23 protein-coding genes are annotated in these 24,491 nt (G+C 61.0%); 10 read left to right on the top strand and 13 right to left on the bottom strand.

The window, feature by feature from the left end; translation table 11 throughout:
- The first annotated feature begins 102 nt into the window (after positions 1-102).
- Both JFT58_RS23515 and JFT58_RS23510 read left to right on the top strand, forming a co-directional pair.
- Positions 103-1,380 (top strand): acetyl-CoA C-acetyltransferase, encoded by a 1,278-nt coding sequence (locus tag JFT58_RS23515; RefSeq protein ID WP_054896415.1) that lies wholly within the window; start codon positions 103-105, stop codon positions 1,378-1,380.
- 134 nt (positions 1,381-1,514) lie between these two features.
- Positions 1,515-2,414, top strand: coding sequence for a PA4780 family RIO1-like protein kinase (locus JFT58_RS23510; protein ID WP_014716761.1), 900 nt, complete (start codon positions 1,515-1,517; stop codon positions 2,412-2,414).
- Between the two features lie 134 nt (positions 2,415-2,548).
- Here JFT58_RS23510 and cueR read toward each other — a convergent pair whose 3' ends face one another.
- From cueR to JFT58_RS23495, 3 genes are all read right to left on the bottom strand, one after another.
- Positions 2,549-2,950 (bottom strand): Cu(I)-responsive transcriptional regulator, encoded by a 402-nt coding sequence (gene cueR, locus JFT58_RS23505; protein ID WP_014716762.1) that lies wholly within the window; start codon positions 2,948-2,950, stop codon positions 2,549-2,551.
- Positions 2,947-5,148 (bottom strand): heavy metal translocating P-type ATPase, encoded by a 2,202-nt coding sequence (locus tag JFT58_RS23500; protein ID WP_054896416.1) that lies wholly within the window; start codon positions 5,146-5,148, stop codon positions 2,947-2,949. The genes cueR and JFT58_RS23500 overlap by 4 nt, the downstream gene beginning before the upstream one ends.
- Before the next feature lie 248 nt (positions 5,149-5,396).
- Positions 5,397-5,777, bottom strand: a complete 381-nt coding sequence (locus JFT58_RS23495) for a hypothetical protein (protein WP_034125899.1) — start codon at positions 5,775-5,777, stop codon at positions 5,397-5,399.
- A 147-nt stretch (positions 5,778-5,924) separates the two neighbouring features.
- On the opposite strand from JFT58_RS23495, the gene JFT58_RS23490 reads away from it, so the two are divergent.
- Both JFT58_RS23490 and JFT58_RS23485 read left to right on the top strand, forming a co-directional pair.
- A complete protein-coding gene (locus JFT58_RS23490) occupies positions 5,925-6,122 on the top strand; it encodes a heavy-metal-associated domain-containing protein (protein ID WP_054896417.1) in 198 nt (65 codons plus the stop codon).
- 86 nt (positions 6,123-6,208) lie between these two features.
- The gene (locus JFT58_RS23485) at positions 6,209-7,402 is read left to right on the top strand and encodes a multidrug effflux MFS transporter (protein WP_057977734.1); all 1,194 of its coding nucleotides are present in this window, start codon (positions 6,209-6,211) and stop codon (positions 7,400-7,402) included.
- Positions 7,403-7,410: 8 nt separating this feature from the next.
- On the opposite strand, the gene JFT58_RS23480 is transcribed toward JFT58_RS23485, so the two are convergent.
- From JFT58_RS23480 to JFT58_RS23470, 3 genes are all read right to left on the bottom strand, one after another.
- Entirely contained in the window at positions 7,411-7,590 is a 180-nt protein-coding gene (locus tag JFT58_RS23480; protein WP_014716767.1) for a hypothetical protein, read from the bottom strand.
- Between the two features lie 146 nt (positions 7,591-7,736).
- On the bottom strand, positions 7,737-8,750 hold the full coding sequence (locus JFT58_RS23475) for a zinc-binding alcohol dehydrogenase family protein (RefSeq protein ID WP_054896419.1): 1,014 nt from the start codon (positions 8,748-8,750) through the stop codon (positions 7,737-7,739).
- Between the two features lie 135 nt (positions 8,751-8,885).
- Complete coding sequence (locus JFT58_RS23470; protein WP_003188253.1) at positions 8,886-9,179, bottom strand: putative quinol monooxygenase; 294 nt, start codon at positions 9,177-9,179, stop codon at positions 8,886-8,888.
- Positions 9,180-9,296: 117 nt separating this feature from the next.
- Between JFT58_RS23470 and JFT58_RS23465 the strand changes: the two genes are divergently transcribed.
- From JFT58_RS23465 to JFT58_RS23455, 3 genes are all read left to right on the top strand, one after another.
- Positions 9,297-10,226 carry a LysR family transcriptional regulator gene (locus tag JFT58_RS23465; protein WP_034125904.1) on the top strand — a complete coding sequence of 310 codons (930 nt, stop codon included), beginning with the start codon at positions 9,297-9,299 and terminating at the stop codon, positions 10,224-10,226.
- Positions 10,227-10,360: 134 nt separating this feature from the next.
- Entirely contained in the window at positions 10,361-11,047 is a 687-nt protein-coding gene (locus JFT58_RS23460; RefSeq protein WP_054896420.1) for an ArsR/SmtB family transcription factor, read from the top strand.
- A gap of 200 nt (positions 11,048-11,247) precedes the next feature.
- Positions 11,248-12,618, top strand: a complete 1,371-nt coding sequence (locus tag JFT58_RS23455) for an MFS transporter (RefSeq protein ID WP_054896421.1) — start codon at positions 11,248-11,250, stop codon at positions 12,616-12,618.
- 126 nt (positions 12,619-12,744) lie between these two features.
- Here the strand turns inward: JFT58_RS23455 and JFT58_RS23450 are convergent, their stop codons facing one another.
- Positions 12,745-13,698 (bottom strand): adenosine deaminase, encoded by a 954-nt coding sequence (locus JFT58_RS23450; RefSeq protein WP_014716772.1) that lies wholly within the window; start codon positions 13,696-13,698, stop codon positions 12,745-12,747.
- Between the two features lie 193 nt (positions 13,699-13,891).
- Between JFT58_RS23450 and JFT58_RS23445 the strand changes: the two genes are divergently transcribed.
- Positions 13,892-14,983, top strand: a complete 1,092-nt coding sequence (locus tag JFT58_RS23445; RefSeq protein WP_003188263.1) for a calcium:proton antiporter — start codon at positions 13,892-13,894, stop codon at positions 14,981-14,983.
- Between the two features lie 122 nt (positions 14,984-15,105).
- Here JFT58_RS23445 and JFT58_RS23440 read toward each other — a convergent pair whose 3' ends face one another.
- The 6 genes from JFT58_RS23440 to JFT58_RS23415 form a co-directional block, all read right to left on the bottom strand.
- Entirely contained in the window at positions 15,106-16,464 is a 1,359-nt protein-coding gene (locus JFT58_RS23440) for an 8-oxoguanine deaminase (RefSeq protein WP_054896422.1), read from the bottom strand.
- 211 nt (positions 16,465-16,675) lie between these two features.
- A complete protein-coding gene (locus tag JFT58_RS23435; protein WP_047712496.1) occupies positions 16,676-17,362 on the bottom strand; it encodes an SDR family oxidoreductase in 687 nt (228 codons plus the stop codon).
- A 56-nt stretch (positions 17,363-17,418) separates the two neighbouring features.
- Positions 17,419-18,000, bottom strand: a complete 582-nt coding sequence (locus tag JFT58_RS23430; RefSeq protein WP_054896423.1) for an IMPACT family protein — start codon at positions 17,998-18,000, stop codon at positions 17,419-17,421.
- 12 nt (positions 18,001-18,012) lie between these two features.
- Positions 18,013-18,672, bottom strand: coding sequence for a TetR/AcrR family transcriptional regulator (locus JFT58_RS23425; protein ID WP_034125910.1), 660 nt, complete (start codon positions 18,670-18,672; stop codon positions 18,013-18,015).
- Positions 18,673-18,759: 87 nt separating this feature from the next.
- On the bottom strand, positions 18,760-20,154 hold the full coding sequence (locus JFT58_RS23420; RefSeq protein ID WP_054896424.1) for a uracil-xanthine permease family protein: 1,395 nt from the start codon (positions 20,152-20,154) through the stop codon (positions 18,760-18,762).
- Positions 20,155-20,242: 88 nt separating this feature from the next.
- Positions 20,243-21,163, bottom strand: coding sequence for a LysR family transcriptional regulator (locus tag JFT58_RS23415; protein ID WP_034125912.1), 921 nt, complete (start codon positions 21,161-21,163; stop codon positions 20,243-20,245).
- Positions 21,164-21,289: 126 nt separating this feature from the next.
- Here JFT58_RS23415 and JFT58_RS23410 point away from each other — a divergent pair, with 126 nt between their 5' ends.
- Both JFT58_RS23410 and JFT58_RS23405 read left to right on the top strand, forming a co-directional pair.
- The gene (locus tag JFT58_RS23410; protein WP_054896425.1) at positions 21,290-22,639 is read left to right on the top strand and encodes an aspartate aminotransferase family protein; all 1,350 of its coding nucleotides are present in this window, start codon (positions 21,290-21,292) and stop codon (positions 22,637-22,639) included.
- A 39-nt stretch (positions 22,640-22,678) separates the two neighbouring features.
- A complete protein-coding gene (locus JFT58_RS23405) occupies positions 22,679-24,172 on the top strand; it encodes a CoA-acylating methylmalonate-semialdehyde dehydrogenase (RefSeq protein WP_054896426.1) in 1,494 nt (497 codons plus the stop codon).
- Positions 24,173-24,491 lie beyond the last annotated feature (319 nt).

The following is a 24,491-nucleotide window of genomic DNA, read 5'->3' as shown; positions in this document are numbered from 1 at the left end:
CGAAGGCTGGGGTTCAAAGGTTGACCACCCTGGGGTGGCAGTCGTTCGATTGAGCCTAGGCTAGGCTTGATGATTCCACCCACCACCACAAGGGAGCTTTCCATGACTCAATTGCGCCGTGTAGCGATCATTGGCGGTAATCGCATTCCTTTCGCCCGATCCAATGGCCCCTACGCCACGGCGAGCAACCAGGCGATGCTGACTGCCGCGCTGGAGGGCCTGATCGAGCGCTACAACCTGCACGGCCTGCGCATGGGCGAAGTGGCCGCCGGCGCGGTGCTCAAGCATTCCCGTGATTTCAACCTGACGCGTGAATGCGTGCTCGGTTCGCGCCTGTCACCGCAAACCCCTGCGTACGACATTCAGCAAGCTTGCGGCACGGGGCTTGAGGCGGCGCTGCTGGTGGCCAATAAAATTGCCCTGGGCCAGATCGAATGCGGCATTGCCGGCGGGGTGGACACCACCTCGGATGCACCGATTGGTGTGAATGAAGGGCTGCGCAAGATCCTGCTGCAAGCCAACCGCAGCAAATCCCTGGCAGATAAATTAAAACTCCTGTTACAACTTCGTCCTCATCACCTCAAGCCGGAACTGCCGCGCAACGGCGAACCGCGTACCGGTCTGTCCATGGGCCAGCACTGCGAACTGATGGCCCAGACTTGGCAGATCCCTCGTGCCGAGCAGGACCAGCTTGCGCTGGAGAGCCACCAGAAGATGGCGGCGGCCTACGCCGAAGGCTGGCACAACGATTTGCTCACGCCCTTTCTCGGCCTCACCCGCGACAACAACCTGCGCCCCGACCTGACCCTGGAAAAACTCGCCAGCCTCAAGCCGGCCTTCGAGCGCAGCGAAAAGGGCACGCTCACCGCCGGTAACTCCACGCCGCTGACCGATGGTGCCTCTCTGGTGCTGCTGGGCAGCGAGGCGTGGGCCAAGGAGCGCGGCCTGCCGATCCTGGCTTACCTGCGCGATGGCGAAGCAGCGGCGGTGGATTTCGTCCACGGCGCCGAGGGCCTGTTGATGGCGCCGGTGTATGCGGTGCCACGCTTGCTGGCGCGCAACGGCCTGACCTTGCAGGACTTTGATTACTACGAGATCCACGAGGCCTTCGCCGCCCAAGTGCTGTGCACGCTCAAGGCCTGGGAAGACGCCGACTATTGCAAGACCCGCCTGGGCCAGGACGCACCGCTGGGGTCGATCGACCGCAGCCGGCTCAACGTCAAGGGCAGTTCCCTGGCGGCGGGCCATCCGTTTGCCGCCACCGGTGGGCGGATCGTCGCCAACTTGGCTAAATTGTTGGATGCGGCGGGCAAGGGCCGTGGGCTGATTTCCATTTGTGCCGCCGGTGGCCAAGGCGTGACGGCGATTATCGAACGCTGATTGCCGACAAAATTGGCCCATTGAATGCATTCTCAAGGGGTCAGAGGTCAGTAGCCTCTCCCCCCGGCGAGCCGATTGCCGTATAACGAGTGCCACACGCGTGTTTGGTAATACAGGACCCACAATAAAAGCTGATGAAGACTCCTAAACGCATTGAACCCCTGATCGAAGACGGTCTGGTCGACGAAGTGCTGCGCCCTCTGATGAGTGGTAAAGAAGCAGCTGTTTATGTGGTGCGCTGCGGCAATGAATTGCGTTGCGCCAAGGTTTACAAGGAGGCGAATAAACGAAGTTTTCGTCAGGCATCCGAATACCAGGAAGGCCGTAAGGTCCGTAACAGCCGCCAGGCACGAGCCATGGCCAAGGGCTCCAAGTTCGGCAAGAAAGAAACCGAAGATGCCTGGCAGAACGCGGAAGTGGCGGCGCTGTTTCGCCTGGCCGGTGCGGGCGTTCGTGTGCCCCAGCCGTTCGACTTTCTCGAAGGCGTACTGTTGATGGAACTGGTGGCCGACGAATACGGCGATGCGGCGCCGCGTCTGAATGACGTAGTGCTGGAGCCGGACCAGGCGCGCGAATACCACGCTTTCCTGATCTCCCAGATCGTGCTGATGCTGTGCACCGGCCTGGTGCACGGTGACCTTTCCGAGTTCAACGTACTGCTCACGCCTACGGGCCCGGTGATCATCGACCTGCCCCAGGCGGTTGATGCGGCGGGTAACAACCACGCGTTCAGCATGCTGGAGCGCGACGTTGGCAACATGGCTTCCTACTTCGGGCGTTTTGCCCCGGAGTTGAAGAAAACCAAGTACGCCAAGGAAATGTGGGCGCTGTATGAAGCCGGCACCTTGCACCCGGCCAGTGTATTGACCGGTGAGTTCGACGAACCGGAAGAACTGGCGGATGTGGGCGGTGTGATCCGCGAAATCGAAGCGGCGCGGCTGGATGAAGAGCGTCGCCAGGCGATTCGCGCGGCGGATGATGCGCCACCAAGCAAAGTGCCGGACGAGCCACCGCCGCCGCCTTGGATGCAGTAACTTACAGCGACGCTGATCGTTCCCACGCTCTGCGTGGGAATGCATCCCTGGACGCTCTGCGTCCTAAAGCGTGACGCGGAGCGTCGAAAGCGGCATTCCCACGCGGAGCGTGGGAACGATCATTGTGCTGTCTGTCAGGCGCAGCAGTTGCCCGCTGCCAACTCCTTGAGGATCGGGCAATCGGGCCGGTGATCGCCCTGGCAGTGCTCCATCAGGTCCTGCAAGGTATCGCGCAGTTGCCCCAGCTCGCGAATCTTGTGGTTCAGCTCGTCGATGTGCTGGCGCGCCAGGGCTTTTACGTCGGCGCTGGCCCGCTGCCGGTCCTCCCACAGGGTCAGCAACTTGCCGACCTCCTCCAGTGAAAACCCCAGGTCCCGCGAGCGCTTGATGAACGTCAGGGTGTGCAGGTCGTCGTGGCCGTACACCCGGTAGCCGCTGTCGGTGCGGTGGGCGGTTTTCAGCAGGCCAATGGCTTCGTAGTAGCGAATCATCTTCGCGCTTAGCCCGCTGGTGCGGGCGGCTTGGCCGATGTTCATGGGCGTTGATCCTCCAAGTCCTTGGGTTTCCAGGTTTTCAACAGCAGGGCGTTACTCACCACGCTGACGCTGGACAAGGCCATGGCGGCGCCAGCCAGTACCGGGTTGAGCAGGCCGAAGGCGGCCAGGGGAATGCCGATCAAGTTATACACAAAGGCCCAGAACAGATTCTGTCGAATTTTCGCGTAGGTTTTGCGGCTGATCTCCAGGGCGGCCGGCACCAGGCGCGGGTCGCCACGCATCAAGGTGATACCGGCTGCGTGCATGGCCACGTCGGTGCCGCCGCCCATGGCGATGCCGATATCGGCAGCGGCCAGGGCTGGTGCATCGTTGATACCGTCGCCGACCATGGCCACCACGCCGGTTTTTTTCAGCTCGGCCACGGCAGCGGCTTTATAGGCGGGCAGTACTTCGGCATGCACATCGTCGATGCCCAGGGCCTCGGCCACCACCCGTGCACTGCCGTGGTTATCGCCGGTGATCAGGTGGCTGCTGATGTGCTGCGCCTTGAGTTGTTGCACGGCTTGCAACGCGCCGGGCTTGAGCGTGTCGCCAAAGGCAAACAGCCCCAGCACACGAGGTCGCGCGCCTTGTTCGATCAGCCAGGACAAGGTGCGGCCTTCGGCTTCCCATTCCTTGGCACGAGGGCCTAAATCGCCTGCGTCCAGGCCGGTCTCTTCCAGCAAGCGGCGATTACCCAGCGCCAATGGCCGACCGTCGAGCGTACCGGCAATGCCGCGCCCGGTCAGGGATTGGCTGGCGCTCACATCGGCCACGTCCAAGCCTCTTTCGCGGCAAGCATCCAGCACGGCTTTGGCCAGTGGGTGCTCACTGCCGCGTTGCAGGGCGCCGGCCTGTTGCAACAATAGGGCTTCGTCACCATCCACGGCCGCCAAATGCGCAATGTTGGGCGCGCCTGAGGTGAGGGTGCCGGTTTTGTCGAACACCACGGCGCTCACGGCGTGGGCACGTTCCAGGGCTTCGGCGTCCTTGATCAAAATGCCATGGCGTGCGGCGACGCCAGTGCCGGCCATGATCGCGGTCGGTGTGGCCAGGCCCAGGGCACAAGGGCAGGCGATCACCAATACGGCCACCGCATTGATGATGGCGGTTTCCAGGGATGCGCCATACAGCCACCAGCCCACTACGGTAATCAGCGCCAATACCAGCACGGCCGGCACGAACACCTGGCTGACTTTATCCACCAGTTTCTGAATCGGTGCCTTGGCGGCCTGGGCGTCTTCGACCAGGCGGATGATGCGCGCCAGCACGCTTTCCGCGCCCAGGGCCAGGGTGCGCACCAGCAGGCGGCCTTCACCGTTGATGGCGCCACCGGTGACCGCGTCGCCGGGTTGTTTGGGCACCGGCAGGCTTTCGCCGCTGATCAGGGCTTCATCGGCATGGCTCTGGCCTTCCACCACCTCACCGTCCACCGGGAAGCGTTCGCCGGGTTTGACCAGCACCAGGTCGCCGTGCTTCAACGCACTGATGGCGACGTCTTCTTCACGGCCGTCCTGCACGCGAATCGCACGTTCCGGACGCAAGGCTTCAAGGGCGCGGATGGCGCTGGCGGTCTGGCGCTTGGCGCGGCTTTCCAGGTATTTGCCCAGCAGCACCAGGGCGATCACCACCGCCGAGGCTTCGAAGTACAAGTGCGGCGTCACGCCTGGGGCGGCGGTGAGCCATTCATAGATACTCAAGCCGTAGCCGGCACTGGTACCGATCGCCACCAGCAGGTCCATATTGCCGGCGCCGGCGCGCACGGCTTTCCACGCGGCGACATAGAAGCGCGCACCCAGGATGAATTGCACCGGCGTGGCCAGGGCAAACTGTATCCAGGCGGGGAGCATCCAGTGCAGGCCGAAGGGTTCTACCAGCATCGGCAGCACCAAGGGCAGCGCCAGCAGAATGCCCGCCACCAGCGACCAGCGCTCGCGGCGCAGGCGCCGGGCCTGATCGGCGTCGGTAGCGGTTTCGCTTTGGGGCAGGCTGGCGGTGTAGCCGGCTTTGTCGACGGCGGCGATCAACACGCTGGGGTCCATCTGGCCCTGTACTTCGATGTGCGCGCGCTCATTGGCCAGGTTGACGCTGACACGTTGCACGCCAGGCACTTTGCCCAGCGCGCGTTCGACCCGCCCGGCACAGCTGGCACAGGTCATGCCGCCGATGGGCAGGTCAAAGGTGGTGGATCCATTCATGGGGCAGTCCTCCAGAAGAAGTTGCCACTAGGATCAACCTTAACCTGTGGGGAAGGTCAAGCCCGATCGTTCCCACGCTCTGCGCCGATCGTTCCCACGCTCTGCGCCGATCGTTCCCACGCTCTGCGTGGGAATACAGCCCGTGACGCTCCGCGTCACCCTGGCGTTGAAGTAGTGCCTTGTACCCGGGACGCAGCGCGTCCGATGAGGCGTTCTCACGCAGAGCGTGGGAACGATCGTGGGGTTACTCAGTATTCCAGTTTCGCCGCTTTGAGGTACATACCGTCCGGGCCCAGTGCAATGCGTAATTTGCGTACATCACCGGCTTTCAAGGTGATGTTCTGCGCGGGAGGCGCGAGCATGCCTGGCAGACAGCCGGGGGCCTGACTCGGCAACACTTTCAGGCGCAGCGACACATCGCCGGGGGGAAGGTTGAAGGAGGTGGCCTGTTCCTGGAACAGACGCCCGGCCAGTTGGTCCTGGATATACAGGCCGATCTCGCAGTGGGTCGGCACTTCCAGGCGTTCGCGGGAAATAATCAGCACCGCATAATCTTCAGCTGCCAGGGCTTGGGGCGCAGCGGCAGGCAGGCTCATCAGGCCGGCAAGGGCAAAAAACGACCAGCGCATGGCGAATGCTCCATGGTTCACAGCTAGGGAGGTTGAAGCTTGGACGACGCCGCCGCCGAATACCAGCCCGGCAGAAATACTGAGAACTTGACCTTGCCATCATGGCAAGCTCGACACTGGGCTCAACCTCATCAAAGGAGTCATGTCATGCAAATATTCAGCGTTGAAGGAATGACCTGTGGCCATTGCGTTAAAGCGGTGACCCAGGCGGTACAGAGCAAGGATTCGGCAGCAAGTGTGGAGGTCGACTTGAAGGCTAAAGAAGTGCGGGTGGCAAGCAGTCTGTCCTCTGACCAAGTGATCGATCTGATTGCCGAGGAAGGCTACAGCGTCAAGTTGGCGTGATTTTCTGATCGTTAGCCACCTAACGTAATGTTCATGGCACCCAAGCGCGGCTAGACTGTCGAGCTGCCGACTCACTTGGGTGTCTGATGAACCTTCGCATAATCCTGATTCTGGGCGCCTTGAGCGCCTTCGCGCCGTTGGCGATCGACTTTTACCTGCCGGGATTTCCGGCAATGGCCTCGGCCTTCGCCACTGACGAAAAACATATCCAGCTGACCCTGGCGGTGTATTTCGCGGGCCTGGCTATTGGCCAATTGATCTACGGGCCGCTGGCCGACCGCTTTGGCCGGCGCGTGCCGTTGCTCAGCGGCGTCACCCTGTTTACCCTCGCGTCTTTCGCTTGTGCGTATGCGCCGTCCCTGGAATGGCTGATCGGTGCACGCTTCGTGCAGGCCCTTGGCGGGTGTGCGGGCATGGTGATTTCCCGGGCGGTGGTCAGTGACAAATGCGATGCCGTGGGTTCGGCCAAGGTGTATTCGCAACTGATGCTGGTGACCGGCCTGGCCCCGATCCTGGCGCCGTTGGCCGGTGGCCTGATGGTCGGCGTGTGGGGCTGGCAGTCGATTTTCCTGGCGTTGTCGTTGTTCAGCGTGATGGCGGCCATCGCCGTGGCGGTCGGGTTGCCGGAAACCTTCCCGGCCAATCAGCCGCGCCAGCCGTTGTCGGGCTCGTTGCGCCGCTACGGCTCGCTACTGTCAGACCGGGTGTACCTGGGCTATGCCTTGACCGGCGGCATCTCGATTGCCGGGATGTTTGCCTACATCGCCGGTTCCCCCTTCGTGTTTATCAAGCTCTATGGCGTACCGGCCGAGCATTACGGCTGGTTGTTTGGCTCCAACGCCGCGGGCTTTATCCTGGTGGCGCAACTGAACGCAAGATTGCTCGCCAAGCGCGGCCCGGCGTTTTTGTTGTCGCGTACCGTGTGGGTGTACGTGGCGGCGGCGTTGACGCTGTTGGGAATTGCCGCGTTGCGCACTGAGGCACTATGGCCGTTATTGGTGCCGCTGTTTATCTGTATCGCCAGTCTGGGCTGCATTTTGCCGAATACCTCGGCCTGTGCCATGAGCGGGCAGGGGGCTCGGGCCGGCAGCGCATCGGCGTTGCTCGGTTGCATTCAGTTCGGTGTGGCTGCAGGGGCGGCGTCGTTGGTCGGTGTGTTGCACGACGGCACGGCGATGCCGATGGCCATGGTCATCAGCCTCTGCGGGGTGCTGGCGGTGACCATTGCCATGGCGACCCAGCGCCTGCAACGGGCAAGGGCCGTACAGGCGCAGGTCTGAAGTTCGGTTTAGCCAGCGGAACGTTGCTGGTTGAGAGGGAAGCGATGGGGCGCCTGGATCCGGGCCTGCAGCGTGTCGGCGAAGGCGCGGGCCTCGGCTTCACTGCGAAAGGTGATGGCCTCGCCGTCGAGACGAACTTGCCATTGGCTGCCTGGGGATTTTGCTAACGCTTTTATCAGGATTTTCATTGCTGACTTCCTCACGTAAAAGAATCGTGGCAAAGGCGGCCAATATAAACCTGAACGGGCGCATAAATATGACAAGGATCAACTCTCGGACTAATGGTGTCGTCCGTTACCTACGTGGATAACAGACGACACTGACAGCCGTTTTTTCAGAACCCTTCCAGCACGATCTTGCCCTTGGCCTTGCCGCTTTCCAGTAGAGCGTGGGCGCGGCGCAGGTTCGCCGCATTGATCACGCCGAAGTGCTCGCCCACCGTGGTTTTCAGGGTGCCGGCGTCGATCAGTTCGGCCACGCGATTGAGCAGGTTGTGCTGCTCGATCATGTCTGGCGTTTCGAACATCGAACGGGTGTACATGAACTCCCAGTGCAGCGACAGGCTCTTGCGCTTGAGCTTGCTCACATCGAGGGCCTTGGGATCGTCGATCAACGCCAGCTTGCCTTGGGGTTGCAGTGCTTCGACCAGTTGGTCCAAGTGTTGCTCGGTCTGGGTCAGGCTGGCGACGTGGGTCACTTGCCCGTGCCCGGCCTGTTTCAACACTTCGCTCAGCGGCTGGCTGTGGTCGATCACCACGTGTGCTCCCAGGGCCTTGGCCCATGCGTGAGTCTCGGGGCGCGAGGCGGTGCCGATGACCTTCAACGCGGTGAGCTGGTTGGCCAACTGAGTCAGGATCGACCCCACACCACCGGCAGCGCCGACGATCAGCAGACTCTGGCCTTGATCGTCTTTGCCTTCAGCGACCTGCAAACGTTCGAACAACAGCTCCCACGCAGTGATAGCGGTCAATGGCAATGCGGCCGCTTCGGCAAACCCCAGGCTTTGGGGCATATGGCCGACGATGCGCTCATCAACTGTGTGCAATTCGCTGTTGCCGCCTGGGCGTACCAGGGAACCGGCGTAGTACACCTTGTCGCCGGCCTTGAACAACGTCACGTCACTGCCGACCGCCTTGACCACACCCGCCACGTCCCAACCCAGCACCTTGGCGGCGCCATTTTCCGGGGCGACGTTCTGGCGCACCTTGGTGTCCACCGGGTTGACCGAGATGGCTTTGACTTCCACCAACAGGTCACGGGGGCCGGCCACGGGGGCTGGTAGTTCGATGTCTTGCAGGGATTCTGGATCGTTGATCGGCAGTGAGGCGTAGTAGGCAATGGCTTTCATGATGACTCCAAGTGAATACGGTCAAGGTAGGAGCGAGCTTGCTCGCGAAGATCGTTAACGATGACGCGGTGTTTCTGGTTTCGCGCGCCGTCCTTGGGTTTTCGCGAACAAGCTCGCTCCTACAAAAAGGCGGGATCAGGCGAGAAATTTCAGGCGCTTGAGTTCGAAGTGTTCGATCACATCGGCGGCCTTGGCGCGAAAGCTCTGGATATGCGCGCTCTGGTCGTGGTCGGCCAGTGCAGCGTCGTCGCTCCAGCGCTCGAGCATGTAGAAAGTCTCGGGGTGCTGCAGGTCCTGGTGCAGGTCGTACTGCTCGCAACCGGCTTCCAGGCGGGTCGGTTCCAGCAGGCCGCGCAGCAGGGTTTCCAGGGTGGCGTGCTGGCCGGGTTTGGCGATCAGCGTGGCGATGACATTAAAAGCGGTGGACATAGTCGACTCCGGGCACGGGCTAACGGGATGGGCAGATGATTGGCTATTTCCCACGCCGATAAAAGCGGCTAAAACAGCAGGCTGTTTCAACCAAATATTGATAATGAGCGGAAATGCATGCTGCGTTTTGATGATTTGCAGTTGTTTGTGCGGGCCGCCGACTTGGGTAGCCTGTCGGCTGCGGCGCGGGTCATGGACCTGTCACCGGCGGTGGCCAGTGCCGCGCTCAAGCGTATCGAACAGCAACTGGGTACGCGCTTGCTGGCGCGCTCCACCCGCAGCCTGCGCCTGACAGCCGAAGGCGAGGGCTTCCTTGCGTACGCGCGGGCGTCACTGAGCGCGCTGGATGAAGGGCGGCGCCTATTGGCCAGTGGCCAGGATCATGTCAGTGGTGTGCTGCAATTGTCGGCGCCCTCGGATTTCGGTCGCAACCAGCTGTTGCCGTGGCTGGATGCGTTCCAGCAGGAGCATCCGCAACTGAACGTGCGCCTGTTGCTCGGTGATCGCATCGCCGACCTGTTCCGCCAGCCCGTGGACATTGCCCTGCGTTACGGCGAACCCGAAGACTCCAGCCTGATTGCGCTGCCCATTGCTCCGGACAATATTCGCGTACTCTGCGCCGCCCCCAGTTACCTCGCCCGGCATGGCGAGCCGCGCCATCTGGAGCAATTGGCCCAGCACAATTGCCTGCTGTACATGCTCGGCAGCCGCGTCCACGACCACTGGGGTTTTTACGATGGCAAGCGTCATGTGGGCCTGACGGTCAGCGGCGATCGCTTCAGCGATGACGCCGATGTGGTGCGCCGCTGGGCGGTGGCGGGCATGGGCATCGCCTACAAGTCCTGGCTGGATGTGAGCACCGATGTGCTGGCCGGGCGCTTGCGTCTGATCCTGCCGGAACTGCAGGGCGAGCGCACCCCGCTCAACCTGCTGTGCGCCCACCGTGCGCAATTGAGTAAACCCATCAATCTGCTGCGGGACATGCTCGTGTCCCGTTGTGCGACATTGACGGCCCAGCGACCGGGACGAATGGCTTCTCGTCAATAGCCTGCGCCACGCTCGGAAGTTTCACTCATATCTTGTCCTGATTTGCACCGTCAGACACCGGGGAACCTACTGCCTGCGCACCTATACTTGGGCGTCAACCGCAGCAGAAAAATGGTTTAACAGGGAGTGAATACATGGGAGCAGCACCTTGCATCAGTCAGATCGCCAGCTTGCTCGCCGAGCCTAAACGCACGGCCATGCTCTGGGCCTTGATGGACGGTTCGGCGAAGACTTCCGAAGAGCTGGCGACGCTGGCCGGGCTGTCGCCGGCGTCAGCCAATGCACATTTGGCGCGGCTGTCCGGCAGCGGCCTGTTGCGGATCGAGGCGCGGCGGGGCCAGCGCCTGTTTCGTGTAGCGGCGGCCGATGTCAGTGCCGCCATTGATGCGCTGGCCAGCACCACTATGGCCAGCGCGGCCCGCAGCACACCTGATGTTTTGCCAACGGCGCTGCGCGCACCGCCATTGCTGCGCCGTGCCCGCTGGTGCCATGGACACCTCGGCGGCGAGCTGGCAGCGCAGTTGTATCAACGGATGCTTGAGGCCGGGTGGATCGAGCGCCATGAGCCGCGTACAGAGGTGACGCCCAATGGCGTGCAGGCGTTGGCGCAGTTGGGCATTTTTACCCAGGCATTGGCATCGCCGCTGGCCTGCGACTGTTTCGACTGGAGCCAGCAGCAACCCCACCTGGGCGGTGCGTTGGGGGCGGGCTTGATGCAACTGTTTCTGCAGGCGAACTGGATCAGCGTGATCAACGAGTCACGGGCCTTGTCTGTTACTGATGTGGGACTTGAGCACATAGCCCGCATCGCCAAACTGTAGGAGCGAGCTTGCTCGCGAAAAACTCGAGTGCGCCGCGTTTTATCCAGAAACCCCGCGTTATCGTTGACGATCTTCGCGAGCGAGCTCGCTCCTACAGGCGCTGGCGTCGTTCTCAGCTGTCGTCAGGTCGCATCCAGCAATAGCCGGCGCAAACGATGCCGCACACTCGCAAGGGGGATTTTTCATACGAGGGGTGTGGCATGGGTAGGCAGGGTTATAGCGCGGCGGAACGCCTGGAACGGTTGCCCATCAGCGGTTACCACCGAATCATTTTCATCATCATCGCCCTGGCGTTTTTCTTTGACTCCATGGACCTGGCGATGATGACCTTCCTGTTGGGCTCGATCAAAACCGAGTTTGGCCTGAGCACGGCCCAGGCCGGGTTGCTGGCCAGTTCGAGTTTTTTCGGCATGGTGGTGGGCGCTTCGCTGTCCGGGATGCTTGCTGATCGATTCGGTCGAAAACCGGTGTTTCAGTGGAGCATCGTCCTCTGGGGGTTGGCGAGCTATTTGTGTTCCACGGCCCAGACGGTGGAGACGCTGACGTTGTTTCGGATCCTGCTGGGCATTGGCATGGGCATGGAGTTTCCCATTGCCCAGTCGATGCTGTCGGAGCTGATCCCCGCCAAAAGACGCGGGCGCTATATCGCCTTGATGGATGGTTTCTGGCCGTTGGGCTTTGTGGCTGCGGGCGTACTGTCTTACTTCTTGTTGCCGGTGATTGGCTGGCGCGACATCTTCCTGGTGCTGGCGGTACCGGCGGTGTTCGTGCTGGCCATCCGTTTCTTTATCCCGGAGTCGCCGCGTTGGCTGGAACAGGCTGGGCGCCATGAGGCGGCGGACAAGGTCTTGCTTGGCATCGAGCAGAAGGTGCGCGATTCCCTGGGCGGCGCCGACTTGCCGGAGCCAGTTGCTTTGCCACGGGTAGAGAGTACGCCGGGGACGTTTTTCTCCGCGTTCCAGCAGCTGTGGTCGGCGCAGTACCGCCAACGCACGATGATGATCTGGAGTGTGTGGTTCTTCGCCCTGCTTGGGTTCTACGGGCTGACGTCGTGGTTGAGTGCGTTGTTGCAGCAATCGGGTTTTGCCGTGACTCAGTCGGTGTATTACACGGTGATCATTTCCCTGGGCGGAATCCCAGGTTTTTTGATGGCCGCGTGGTTGGTGGAGCGCTGGGGACGCAAGCCTGTGTGCGTGGTGACCCTGCTGGGCGGCGGGGTGATGGCGTTTCTGTATGGGCAGAGCGCAGTGTTTGGCGGCAACGTGGGCCTGCTGATCACCTCGGGGTTGTTGATGCAGTTCTTCCTGTTTGGCATGTGGGCGGTGCTGTACACCTACACGCCGGAGTTGTATCCCACCTCGGCACGTGCAACCGGCTCGGGGTTTGCGTCGGCGATTGGGCGGGTTGGTTCGTTGCTGGGGCCGTTGGTGACCGGGTTGGTGTTCCCGATAACCGGGCAGGGCGGGGTATTTGCCTTGGGCGCGCTGTGCTTTGCGGTGGCGGCGCTGGTGGTGTGGCTGTTCGGGATGGAGACCAAGGGCAAGACCCTGGAAGAACTCACCCAGGCTTGAAGCTGATGGGGCCATGTGGGAGCCGGGCTTGCCCGCGATAGCGGTAGGTCAGGCAATAAGAGGCTGGCTGATACACCGCTATCGCAGGCAAGCCAGCTCCCACAGGTTGAGTCCAAGTCTATTCAGTTACGGTTTCACGAGCCGCGCATCCAGGCTGTTCTGCGCCAGGCGTTTGGCCTGGTCCTGGGTCATGCCCAGGGAGGTGTGCAGCGCGTGGAAGTTCTCGGTGACATAACCGCCGAAGTAGGCAGGGTCGTCCGAGTTCACGGTGACTTTTACACCACGCTCGAGCATGTCGAGGATGTTGTGCTGGGCCATGTCGTCGAACACGCAGAGCTTGGTGTTGGACAGCGGGCATACCGTCAGCGGGATCTGTTCGTCGATGATGCGCTGCATCAGGCGTTCATCTTCAATGGCTCGCACGCCGTGGTCGATGCGCTGGATTTTCAGCAGGTCGATGGCTTCCCAGATGTACTCGGGCGGGCCTTCTTCACCGGCGTGGGCCACGGTCAGGAAGCCTTCGTGACGGGCACGGTCGAACACGCGCTGGAACTTGCTCGGTGGGTGGCCCATTTCCGAGCTGTCCAGGCCGACGGCCACGAACGCGTCACGGAACGGCAGCGCCTGGTCGAGGGTTTTCTGCGCTTCGTCTTCGCTCAGGTGGCGCAGGAAGCTGAGGATCAAACCGCTGGTGATGCCCAGTTGCTGCTCGCCGTCTTTAAGCGCAGCGGCGATGCCGTTGAGCACCACTTCGAACGGCACGCCACGGTCGGTGTGGGTTTGCGGGTCGAAGAAGGGTTCGGTGTGGATCACGTTCTGAGCTTTGCAGCGCAGCAGGTAAGCCCAGGTCAGGTCGTAGAAGTCCTGGGACGTGCGCAGCACATCGGCGCCCTTGTAATATAGGTCGAGAAACTCTTGCAGGTTGTTGAAGGCGTAGGCTTTGCGCAGGGTTTCGACGTCGTTCCATGGCAGCGCAATCTTGTTGCGCTCGGCCAGGGCGAACAGCAACTCAGGCTCCAGCGAGCCTTCCAGGTGCAGGTGCAATTCAGCCTTGGGCAGGGCGTTGAGCCAATCGTACATTTTTAAAATCTCATCAGGTGCAATGGCGGCATTCTACAGGCCATGGCTGAAATAATCGGCAAAACCTGACCAGCAGGAGAGTATTTCTGTCACTCACGCAAGGGCGGCCTGAACTAAGGTGTAACGAAACGTTAGCGGCTCGGCGCAGTCTGTACCCCATCAATGACTGATTCGCTGTACGAAAAGGCCCGGAATGCTCACATCCCTCAAGCAAGAAAAATTCATGCTGCTGGCGCTGATTGCCGCCATCGCCGCCTACCCGCTGGAGCACTGGATGCTCCACAGCGGCCAACTGGTTGCGTTGCTGGCCGGCTTTGCGCTGATCGCGTTTATCGTGATGGCGTCGATGCGCGTGGCCCATCACGCCGAACAGTTGGCGGAAAAAGTCGGCGACCCCTACGGCACCATGATCCTGACCCTCGCCGCGGTATTGGTGGAAGTGGTGATCCTGGCGATCATGATGAGTAACGAGCCATCGCCCACCCTGGTGCGCGACACCATCTACTCAGCGGTGATGCTCGATATCAACGGTATCCTCGGCCTGGCCGCGCTGATGGGCGGCATCAAGCATGGCGAACAGTCCTACAACGATGACTCGGCGCGCACCTACAGTGTGATGATTCTTACCGCCATGGGGGTGTCGATGGTGGTACCGGAATTTATCCCCGAAGCGGACTGGAAAATTTACTCGGCCTTCACCATTGGCGCGATGGTGGTGCTTTACACCTTGTTCCTGCGCATGCAGGTGGGGCCGCACAGTTATTTCTTCAGCTACAGCTACCCGGAGAAACGCCGTAAGAAACAGCCGGAAGACGAGCACGCGCCGTCTGTCAGCCTGACGTTTTCCATTGCGACCCTGGTGTTTGGGGTGATCGTGATTGGCGCGCTGGCCGAGGTGATGTCCAAGACCCTCGACCTGGGCCTGGAAGGCACAGGCGCACCACCAGTGATTACCGCGATTGTGGTGGCGGCTATCTCGGCCGCTCCGGAAATCCTCACGGCATTGCGCGCCGCGTTGGCCAACCGCATGCAATCGGTGGTCAACATCGCGCTGGGGGCTTCGTTGTCCACGGTGATCCTGACGGTGCCGGTGATGGAAGCCATGGCGCTCTACACCGGGCAGCCGTTCCAGATGGCGATGACGCCGGTGCAAACGGTGATGGTGTTTATCACGCTGATCGTCAGCGCGATCAACCTCAACGATGGTGAAACCAATGCGATAGAAGGGATGACGCATTTTGTGTTGTTTGCGACCTTTATCATGCTGTCGCTGTTGGGGCTGTAACCCGATTTGAAAGGCGCCGCAGATCCAATGGGGGAGCCGGTTTTTGGGGGCGCTACGCACCCCAGCGGGAGCAAGCTCCCTCGCCACAGAAGCCCGCTCTCACATTTTGATTGGCGCCTGGCTTAGGTGCCCGCGATCAAATGGCGCGCGGCCTGGCTGTGATCGGCGATCAAGCCCTTGAGGTCCAGGCCTTCGACTTGACCATCAATCACCCGCCATTGACCCGCGATCATCACTCGGTCTGCCCGGTCCGCGCCGCACAGCAGCAGTGCGGAAATGGGGTCATGGCTGCCGGAGAAGCGCAGCTCATCGAGCTTGAACAGTGCCAGGTCCGCCTGCTTGCCGACGGCCAACTCGCCAATGTCTGTGCGCCCCAGCAACTGCGCCGAGCCCTTGGTGGCCCAGCCCAATACGCCTTCGGGGGTGATCTTTTCCGCGCCGTAGCGCAGGCGCTGGATGTACAGGGCCTGGCGGGCTTCAAGGATCATGTTCGAAGCGTCGTTGGAGGCCGAGCCGTCCACGCCCAAGCCGATCGGGGCGCCGGCGGCGAGCAGGTCCAGAGTGGGGCAGATGCCGGAGGCCAGGCGCATATTCGAGCTTGGGCAATGGCAGATGCCGGTGCCGGCTGCGCCCAGGCGCGCTATTTCGTCCGGGTTGAAGTGAATGCCGTGGGCCAGCCAGGTGCGCGGGCCGAGCCAGCCGACGCTGTCGAGGTAATCCACGGTACGCAGCCCGAAGCGTTGCAGGCAGAAATCTTCCTCATCGAGGGTTTCCGCCAAATGGGTGTGCAGGCGCACGTCCAGCTGGTTGGCCAGCTCGGCGCTGGCTTGCATGATTTCGGGGGTGACGGAAAACGGCGAGCACGGCGCCAGGGCGATCTGGATCTGCGCACCGTCACCGCGCTGGTGATATTCGCGGATCAGGCGCTGGCTGTCTTCGAGAATCACCTGGCCTTGCTGCACGGTTTGCTGCGGTGGCAGGCCGCCATCGGCTTCGCCCAGGCTCATGGAACCGCGGGTGAGCATGGCGCGCATCCCCAGTTCACGCACGCTGCCTACCTGCACATCAATGGCGTTTTCCAAACCATCGGGGAACAGGTAGTGGTGATCGGCCGCCGTGGTGCAGCCCGAGAGCAGCAATTCGGCCAGGGCGACTTTGCTGGCCAGGGCGAGTTTTTCCGGGGTGAGCCGCGCCCATACCGGGTACAGGGTTTTCAGCCAGGGAAACAGCGGCTGGTTGACCACTGGGCCCCAGGCGCGGGTCAGGGTTTGATAGAAGTGGTGGTGGGTATTGATCAGCCCAGGCAGCACCACATGCTCGCGGGCATCGAACACCTGTGCGCAGGGTTGTGCAGGTGCCTGCCCTTGGGCCAGCACTTCTGTGATGACACCGTCTTGCAGCACCAGGCCGCCACGGGCATCAAGGCGATTGGCAGTGAATATCGCGAGGGGGTTTTTTAACCAGATACGGGTCGCAGGCATTGGCCGGCTCCTCTGAATGATGGGTTCAGGTTTGCCAGCTCAGTGTTGCCCTGTCTGCTGATCCAGGGTCGCCGGGGAGGGCGAGGTGGGCAGTTTACCTCTGTGGGAGCGAGCTTGCTCGCGAAAAATCGTCAGGGATGACGCGGGCAGTCTGGTTTGACGCGGTGCCTGGGCGTTTTTCGCGAGCAAGCTCGCTCCTACAGTTTGGGGATTACCAGGTGATGGTGTCGCCCTTGTAGTCGACGAAGTGATGGCCGCCTTTGCCGGTGTAGGCATTTACCTGGTCCACCAGGCCGCGCACGCTGGTCTCGACGTCGATGTGGGCATTTTCGCCGCCCATGTCGGTCTTCACCCAACCTGGATGCAGCGACAGCACCGTCGGCTTGGGCTCGCCCAGTTGCGTGATAAAGCTATTGGTCATCGAATTGAGGGCGGCCTTGCTGGCCTTGTACAGCGCCAGGTCCGAGCCGTCGGGAATGGTCACGCTGCCCAGTACCGAACTCATGAAGGCCAGCACGCCGGTGTCTTTGCGGATCTGCCCGACAAAGCGCTGGGCCAGGTTGATTGGCGCCACGGCGTTGGTGAAGAACAACTGGCCGACTTCCGCCAGGGTCGCGTGGCCGGGCTCCTGGTTGGCCGGGCCCTTGACGCCGGCGTTGACGAACAGCAGGTCGAAGGTGCGGTCTTTCAGGCGTTGGGCCAGGGCGATCACGGCTTGCTGGTCGTCCATATCCAACTTCTCGATCTGCACCGGCCCCACGGCTTTCAGGGCATCGGCCTTGTTCGGATCGCGCACGGTGGCGGTCACGTCCCAGCCGTCCTGGAGCAGTTGCTTGACCAGGCCAAGGCCCAGCCCGCGCGAGGCGCCGATGATCAGTGCGGTTTTTGGCGTAGACATGAAAGGCTTCCTTTGAAATCGCAGTTCAGGGAGTTCAGCGCATAACAGTAGCAGTTTCAGCGTTCGAGCAGGATGCGCCCACGGCTCAGGTCGGCGAGCTGGGTTTGCAGGGTGTCGATGTGCGCCTCCCCCAGGGCGAGTTGCAGCTCTACACCGTTGGCGGTGAAGGTTTCTTCCACCACAATCCCGCCGAGTTCAGCGACGCGCAGCTTCACCAGGTTCAGCTCGGAGAAGCCACAGGCGCAGCTCAGGGGTACGCGGCTGATCAGCTCGATGCGCTCGGCATTTTGCAGGCATTTATTGGCCCCGCCGCCATAGGCACGGGCCAAGCCACCCGTGCCCAGTTGAATGCCGCCGTACCAGCGGATCACCAATACGGCCACCTGATCAAAGCCCTGGGCCTCGATGGCCGCGAGGATCGGGCGCCCGGCGGTGCCACCGGGTTCGCCGTCATCGCTGCTGCGGTATTGATCGCCCAGCTTCCAGGCCCAGCAGTTGTGCGTGGCGTTCAGGTCGCTGTGTCGCTCGAAAAACGCTTGGGCGTCCTGCGGGCTGGTAATCGGCGCCGCCAAGGTGATAAAGCGGCTTTTGCGTATTTCTTCACGAAACTCGCAAAAACCGGTGAGCGTAAAAGACATAAATCGCTTCGTTTATAGGGCTGGCTTGATGCCGCAGCCTTTGAGAATGATATGGATCAGATTGGTGCCGGCATCTTCCATGTCCTGCTTGGTCAGCTTGGTGCGACCGGTGACGCGGCAGATCTGGGTGGCGAAGTCAGCGTAGTGCTGGGTGCTGCCCCACAGCAGGAAGATCAGATGCACGGGGTCGACGGGGTCCATTTTGCCGGCGTCAATCCACGCCTGGAACACTGCGGCACGGCCACTGAACCAGGCCCGATAGTCCTGGCCGAAATATTCAGTGAGGCATTCGCCACCGCTGATGATCTCCATGGCGAAGATCCGCGAGGCTTGGGGTTGGCGGCGCGAGAATTCCATCTTGGTGCGGATGTAACGAGCGAGCGCCACGGCCGGGTCATCCTCGGCGGTCAGCGCGTTGAAGGTGCTGTCCCAGAGTTCGAGGATGTTGCTCAGCACTGCGATGTACAGGCCCAGCTTGTTGGTGAAGTAGTAGTGCAAGTTGGCCTTGGGCAGCCCGGCGCTGGCAGCGATGGTGTTCATGCTGGTGCCTTTGTAGCCATGGCGCGCGAATTCATCTTCAGCAGCCTGGAGAATCGCTTGTTCATTCTTTTGCCGAATGCGGCTGGCGGGTTTACCGCCGTGGTTGCTGTGGGCAGGAACTTCGAGGCTCATGGAGGTTTCCGTGCTGATCGATAGAGACGACGTGTGCACAGATAACCCACCCTCAAGCCTCAGACAAGTCCTGATGCAATAAAACCGTCAAAGCGGTTCCAGGCTGTCGCGTTCCGGGGTGTGGTTTGCTGCGGTGGTACTTGCCTTGGCCTCCGGCAGTAACAGGCACAGGAGGATGGCGGTGATACCGCCGCTGGTGATGGCGGAGTCGAACAGGTTCTGCACCAGTGTCGGCATCAGGTGCAGCAGGTTAGGTTGCGCGGCGATACCCAGGCCAACACCGAACGAGGTGGCGATAATCAGCATGCTGCGTCGATCCAGCGGTGCCTGGGCGAGAATGCGCACGCCGGCTGCGGCCACACTGCCGAACATCACCAGGGTCGCGCCGCCCAGCACTGGCTTGGGGATTTGCTGCAGCACGGCGCCGATCAGCGGAAACAGGCCCAGACAGAACAACAACACACCGATGTACAAACCGACGTAGCGACTGGCCACGCCGGTGAGTTGGATCACGCCATTGTTCTGCGCAAACGTGGTGTTGGGGAAGGCGCTGAAGGTTGCGGCGATCATGCAACTCACCCCATCGCCGAGGACGCCGCCCTTGAGCCGGCTGATATAAGAAGGGCCGCTGATGGGCTGGCGGGCAATCATGCAATTGGCGGTGAGATCGCCGACGGTTTCGATGCTGCTGATCAGATAAATCAGCGCAATCGGCAGGAAGGCGCTCCAGTCGAAGTTGAAACCAAAGCGGAATGGTGTAGGCAGGCTGACCAATGGCAGGTCAGGCAAAGCCTGGGGAACAAGTTTACCGCTGAACCACGCCGCGAGGCTGCCCAGGGCCAGGCCGATGATGATGGCCGACAGGCGCACCCAGGGAGTGTTCGAGCGGTTGAGCAGGATGATCGTCAAAACCACGAACAGGCCCAGCGCCAAGTTGGCGGGGGCGCCGAAGTCCGGTGCATTGAAACCGCCGCCGAGGTCGGTGATACCCACTTTGATCAGGCTGATGCCGATCAGCGTAATCACAATGCCGGTCACCAGCGGTGTGATCACGCGGCGCAGCTGGCCGATAAAGCGGCTCAATACAATCTGTACCGCCGCGCCGAAGAAGCACACGCCGAAAATCATCGCCAGAATGTCTTCCGGGCTGCCGCCGCGTTGTTTCACCAGAAAGCCTGCAGACAACACCGCGCCGAGAAACGCAAAGCTGGTGCCTTGCAGGCAGATCATGCCGGCACCGATACCAAACGGCCTGCGTGCCTGGATGAAGGTGCCTACGCCGGAAACCATCAACGCCATACTGATCAGGTAGGGCAAGTGGGCGGTGAGGCCGAGGGTGGAGCCAATAATCAGAGGCGGCGTGATAATGCCGACGAACGCCGCCAGCACATGTTGCAGCGCCGCGAGCAGAGCCGGCAGTGGTTTCGGCCGGTCGTTGAGGCCGTAGATGAGGTCGCTGGGGCTGGAGGATTCTGGGGGCATGGCGGGTCAACTCAAGGCGGACGGTTCAAGGTCCTTGAGTCCTTGCAAAAAGCTGTCCAAGTGCTCAGCTTTTTGTGCGACGCCCGAATCAGCGGGTGGCGGCCAGGCTTTCAAGGAAGCTTTCCAGCACCAAATGAGGGCGACGGCCCTTGCGCGTGACCGATGCCAGGCTCAAATCGTAAAAACGTGTAGCCGGTTTCAGCGCACGCAGTCGGCCTTGTTGTACCCATAGGCTGGCGTAGTGATCGGGCAAGTAGCCGATATAACGCCCGGTGAGAATCAGGAACGCCATGCCTTCACGGTCTGAGGCACTGGCGGTGCAGTTGAGCGCCTGGTAATGGGCCTGGATTTCCGCGGGTAAGCGGAAGGTGGGGGCGATGGCGTCCTGGCTGTCGACGCGCTCGTCGTCGAGTTGCTTGTTGTCGGCGTAAAACAGCGGGTGGCCGACCGCGCAATAGAGCAAGGAACGTTCGCTGTACAACGGCTGGTATTCCAGGCCCGACAGTGCGCTGGCCTGGGGCACCACACCGACGTGCAGGCGACCGTCGAGTACGCCTTGCTCCACTTCATTGGGGGCGATCATGCGGATCTGGATCTGCACGTCCGGGCCGCGTTCTTTCAACTGCGCCAATGCGTGGGTGATGCGCATATGGGGCAGAGTGACAAGGTTATCGGTGAGGCCAATGATCAACTCGCCGCGCAAATGTTGGTGCAGGCCGTTGACCTCGGTGCGAAAACTTTCCAGGGCACTCAGCAGTTGCAGGGCAGATTGATAGACCTCGCGGCCTTCTTCCGTCAGGGAAAAACCGGCGCGGCCGCGTTGGCAGAGTCGTAGCCCGAGTCGTTGCTCAAGGTCGCTCATCTGCTGGCTGATGGCCGAGCGCCCGATGCCGAGAACGGTTTCCGCTGCCGAGAAGCCGCCGCACTCCACTACGCTGCGAAAGATGCGCAGCAGGCGAATATCGAAGTCACTGACTTGGGCCAAAGGGTCGGGACGACGGCTGCTCATAGTTTAGTGAAGTCCTGACTGAAGGTTAGAAGAGTTGGATTTCACCGACTTTATCCCCGTGGCAATTTAGCTGCAACAACGCTTTTTCAATCCCGACGCTGCCTTTTGCCCTGCGAGGTTTTGCTGATGAACATGCCCGAAAACGCCCCATCGTCCCTGGCCAGCCAATTGAAGCTGGATGCGCACTGGATGCCTTACACCGCCAACCGCAACTTCCAGCGCGATCCACGCCTGATCGTGGCCGCCGAAGGTAGCTGGTTGACCGATGACAAGGGGCGCAAGGTCTATGATTCGTTGTCGGGCCTTTGGACCTGTGGCGCCGGGCATACGCGCAAGGAAATCCAGGAAGCGGTCGCCAAGCAATTGGGCACCTTGGACTACTCTCCAGGCTTCCAGTACGGTCATCCGTTGTCCTTCCAGTTGGCGGAAAAAATCACCGAGCTGACCCCAGGCAACCTGAATCATGTGTTCTTCACCGATTCGGGCTCTGAATGTGCCGATACGGCGGTGAAGATGGTGCGGGCCTACTGGCGCCTGAAAGGTCAGGCCACGAAGACCAAGATGATTGGTCGCGCCCGTGGTTACCACGGCGTGAACATTGCCGGTACCAGCCTGGGCGGTGTGAACGGTAACCGTAAGCTGTTTGGCCAGGCGATGATGGATGTTGACCATCTGCCTCACACCTTGCTGGCCAGCAACGCTTTCTCCCGGGGCATGCCGGAGCAGGGCGGTATTGCCTTGGCCGATGAGTTGCTCAAGCTGATCGAGCTGCATGACGCGTCGAACATTGCGGCCGTATTTGTCGAGCCTATGGCCGGTTCCGCTGGGGTATTGGTGCCACCGCAGGGGTATCTCAAGCGTCTGCGCGAAATTTGCGACCAGCACAATATCCTGTTGGTGTTCGACGAAGTGATCACGGGCTTTGGCCGCACCGGCTCGATGTTCGGTGCCGACAGCTTCGGCGTGACCCCGGACCTGATGTGCATTGCCAAGCAAGTCACCAACGGCGCGATTCCGATGGGCGCGGTGATTGCCAGCAGCGAGATCTACCAGACCTTCATGAACCAGGCGACGCCGGAATACGCAGTGGAATTCCCCCACGGCTACACCTACTCGGCGCACCCGGTAGCTTGCGCGGCGGGCTTGGCGGCATTGGACCTGTTGCAGAAAGAAAACCTGGTGCAGAGCGTAGCCGAAGTCGCGCCGCACTTTGAGAATGCGCTGCACGGTTTGAAGGGCAGCAAGAATGTGATCGACATTCGCAACTACGGCCTGGCCGGTGCGATTCAGATTTCCCCACGTGATGGAGATGCCATCGTGCGTCCATTCGAGGCCGGCATGGCGTTGTGGAAGGCCGGTTTCTATGTGCGTTTTGGCGGCGACACCCTGCAGTTCGGGCCAACCTTCAACAGCAAGCCGCAGGACCTGGACCGTCTGTTTGACGCGGTCGGCGAAGTGCTGAACAAGATCGACTGATTTCTCCTTCTATATAGAACAATTTTTCAGGAGCCCTGCATGAGCCTTATCCAGCATTTGATCAACGGTGAACTGGTCAACGACAGCGGTCGTAGTGCCGACGTCTATAACCCGTCTACCGGGCAGGTGATTCACCAGGTGCCTTTGGCCAGTCGTGAAACCATTCAACAGGCGATTGACTCAGCCAAGGCGGCGTTTCCGGCTTGGCGCAATACGCCGCCGGCCAAGCGTGCCCAAGTGATGTTTCGTTTCAAGCAACTGCTGGAGCAGAACGAAGCACGGATCTCGCAGTTGATCAGCGAAGAACATGGCAAGACCCTGGAAGACGCCGCGGGTGAACTCAAGCGTGGGATCGAGAACGTGGAGTACGCGTGCTCGGCGCCGGAGATTCTCAAGGGTGAATACAGCCGCAACGTAGGGCCGAACATTGATGCGTGGTCGGACTTCCAGCCGTTGGGCGTAGTGGCGGGTATCACCCCGTTCAACTTCCCGGCGATGGTGCCGTTGTGGATGTACCCGCTGGCGATTGTCTGCGGTAACTGTTTCATCCTTAAACCTTCAGAGCGCGACCCGAGTTCGACGCTGTTGATCGCGCAGCTGTTGCAGGAAGCCGGATTGCCCAAAGGCGTGCTCAGCGTGGTGCATGGCGACAAGGGCGCGGTGGACGCATTGATCGAAGCGCCGGAAGTCAAAGCCTTGAGCTTTGTAGGTTCGACGCCGATTGCCGAGTACATCTATTCCGAAGCGACCAAACGCGGCAAGCGCGTGCAGGCGCTGGGTGGGGCGAAGAATCACGCGGTGCTGATGCCGGATGCAGATCTGGATAACGCTGTGAGTGCCCTGATGGGCGCGGCTTATGGTTCCTGCGGGGAGCGTTGCATGGCGATCTCGGTGGCTGTGTGCGTGGGCGACCAGGTCGCGGATGCGTTGATCGCCAAGCTCGTGCCGCAGGTCAAGGCGTTGAAGATTGGGGCGGGTACTTCGTGCGGCCTGGATATGGGCCCGTTGGTGACGGGGCAGGCGCGGGATAAAGTCAGTGGCTATATAGAAGAAGGTGTGTCGGCGGGTGCCGAGCTGGTCGTTGATGGCCGTGGCTTGAGTGTTGCCGGGCATGAGCAAGGATTCTTCCTTGGCGGCAGCCTGTTTGACCGTGTGACCCCTGAGATGCGTATCTATAAAGAAGAGATCTTTGGGCCAGTGCTGTGCGTAGTGCGGGTGGATAGCCTGGAAGCGGCGATGCAACTGATCAACGATCATGAGTACGGCAACGGTACTTGCATCTTCACCCGTGACGGTGAAGCGGCGCGTCTGTTCTGTGATGAGATTGAAGTCGGCATGGTGGGGGTTAACGTGCCGCTGCCAGTGCCGGTTGCGTATCACAGCTTTGGTGGCTGGAAGCGCTCGCTGTTTGGCGATTTGCATGCTTATGGGCCGGACGGGGTGCGTTTCTATACCCGTCGCAAGGCAATCACCCAGCGTTGGCCGCAACGGGCCAGCCATGAAGCGTCGCAATTCGCCTTCCCTAGCCTGTAAGGCTCGGTAGGTAAAAGGCCGGCCCCTTGGGGCCGGCCTTTGCATTCTTGGGGCTTTTTTGACTTATATGACAGAAATGTGAAAAAGAAGGTTGACGGCAGATTCTGGAAGCCTATAATTCGCCCCACTTCCGGCGCAGTCGAAACGGAAAACTCCTTGGTAAACAATGAGTTACGCAGTTTTCGGCAGCAAGTTGCTTCAGTTCATCGAAGCCAAAAGGAAGTTGAAAAAGAGGTGTTGACAGCAGCGTGTAACGCTGTAGAATTCGCCTCCCGCTTACGAGAGATCGAAAGCGCAAGTGGTTGAAGTTGTTGAAGAA

Origin of the sequence: Pseudomonas sp. MF6767 (assembly GCF_016405475.1) — a bacterium.
In the GTDB taxonomy this organism is placed as follows: Bacteria; Pseudomonadota; Gammaproteobacteria; order Pseudomonadales; family Pseudomonadaceae; genus Aquipseudomonas; species Aquipseudomonas paracarnis.
This window is presented reverse-complemented; position numbering and strand designations above follow the sequence as displayed.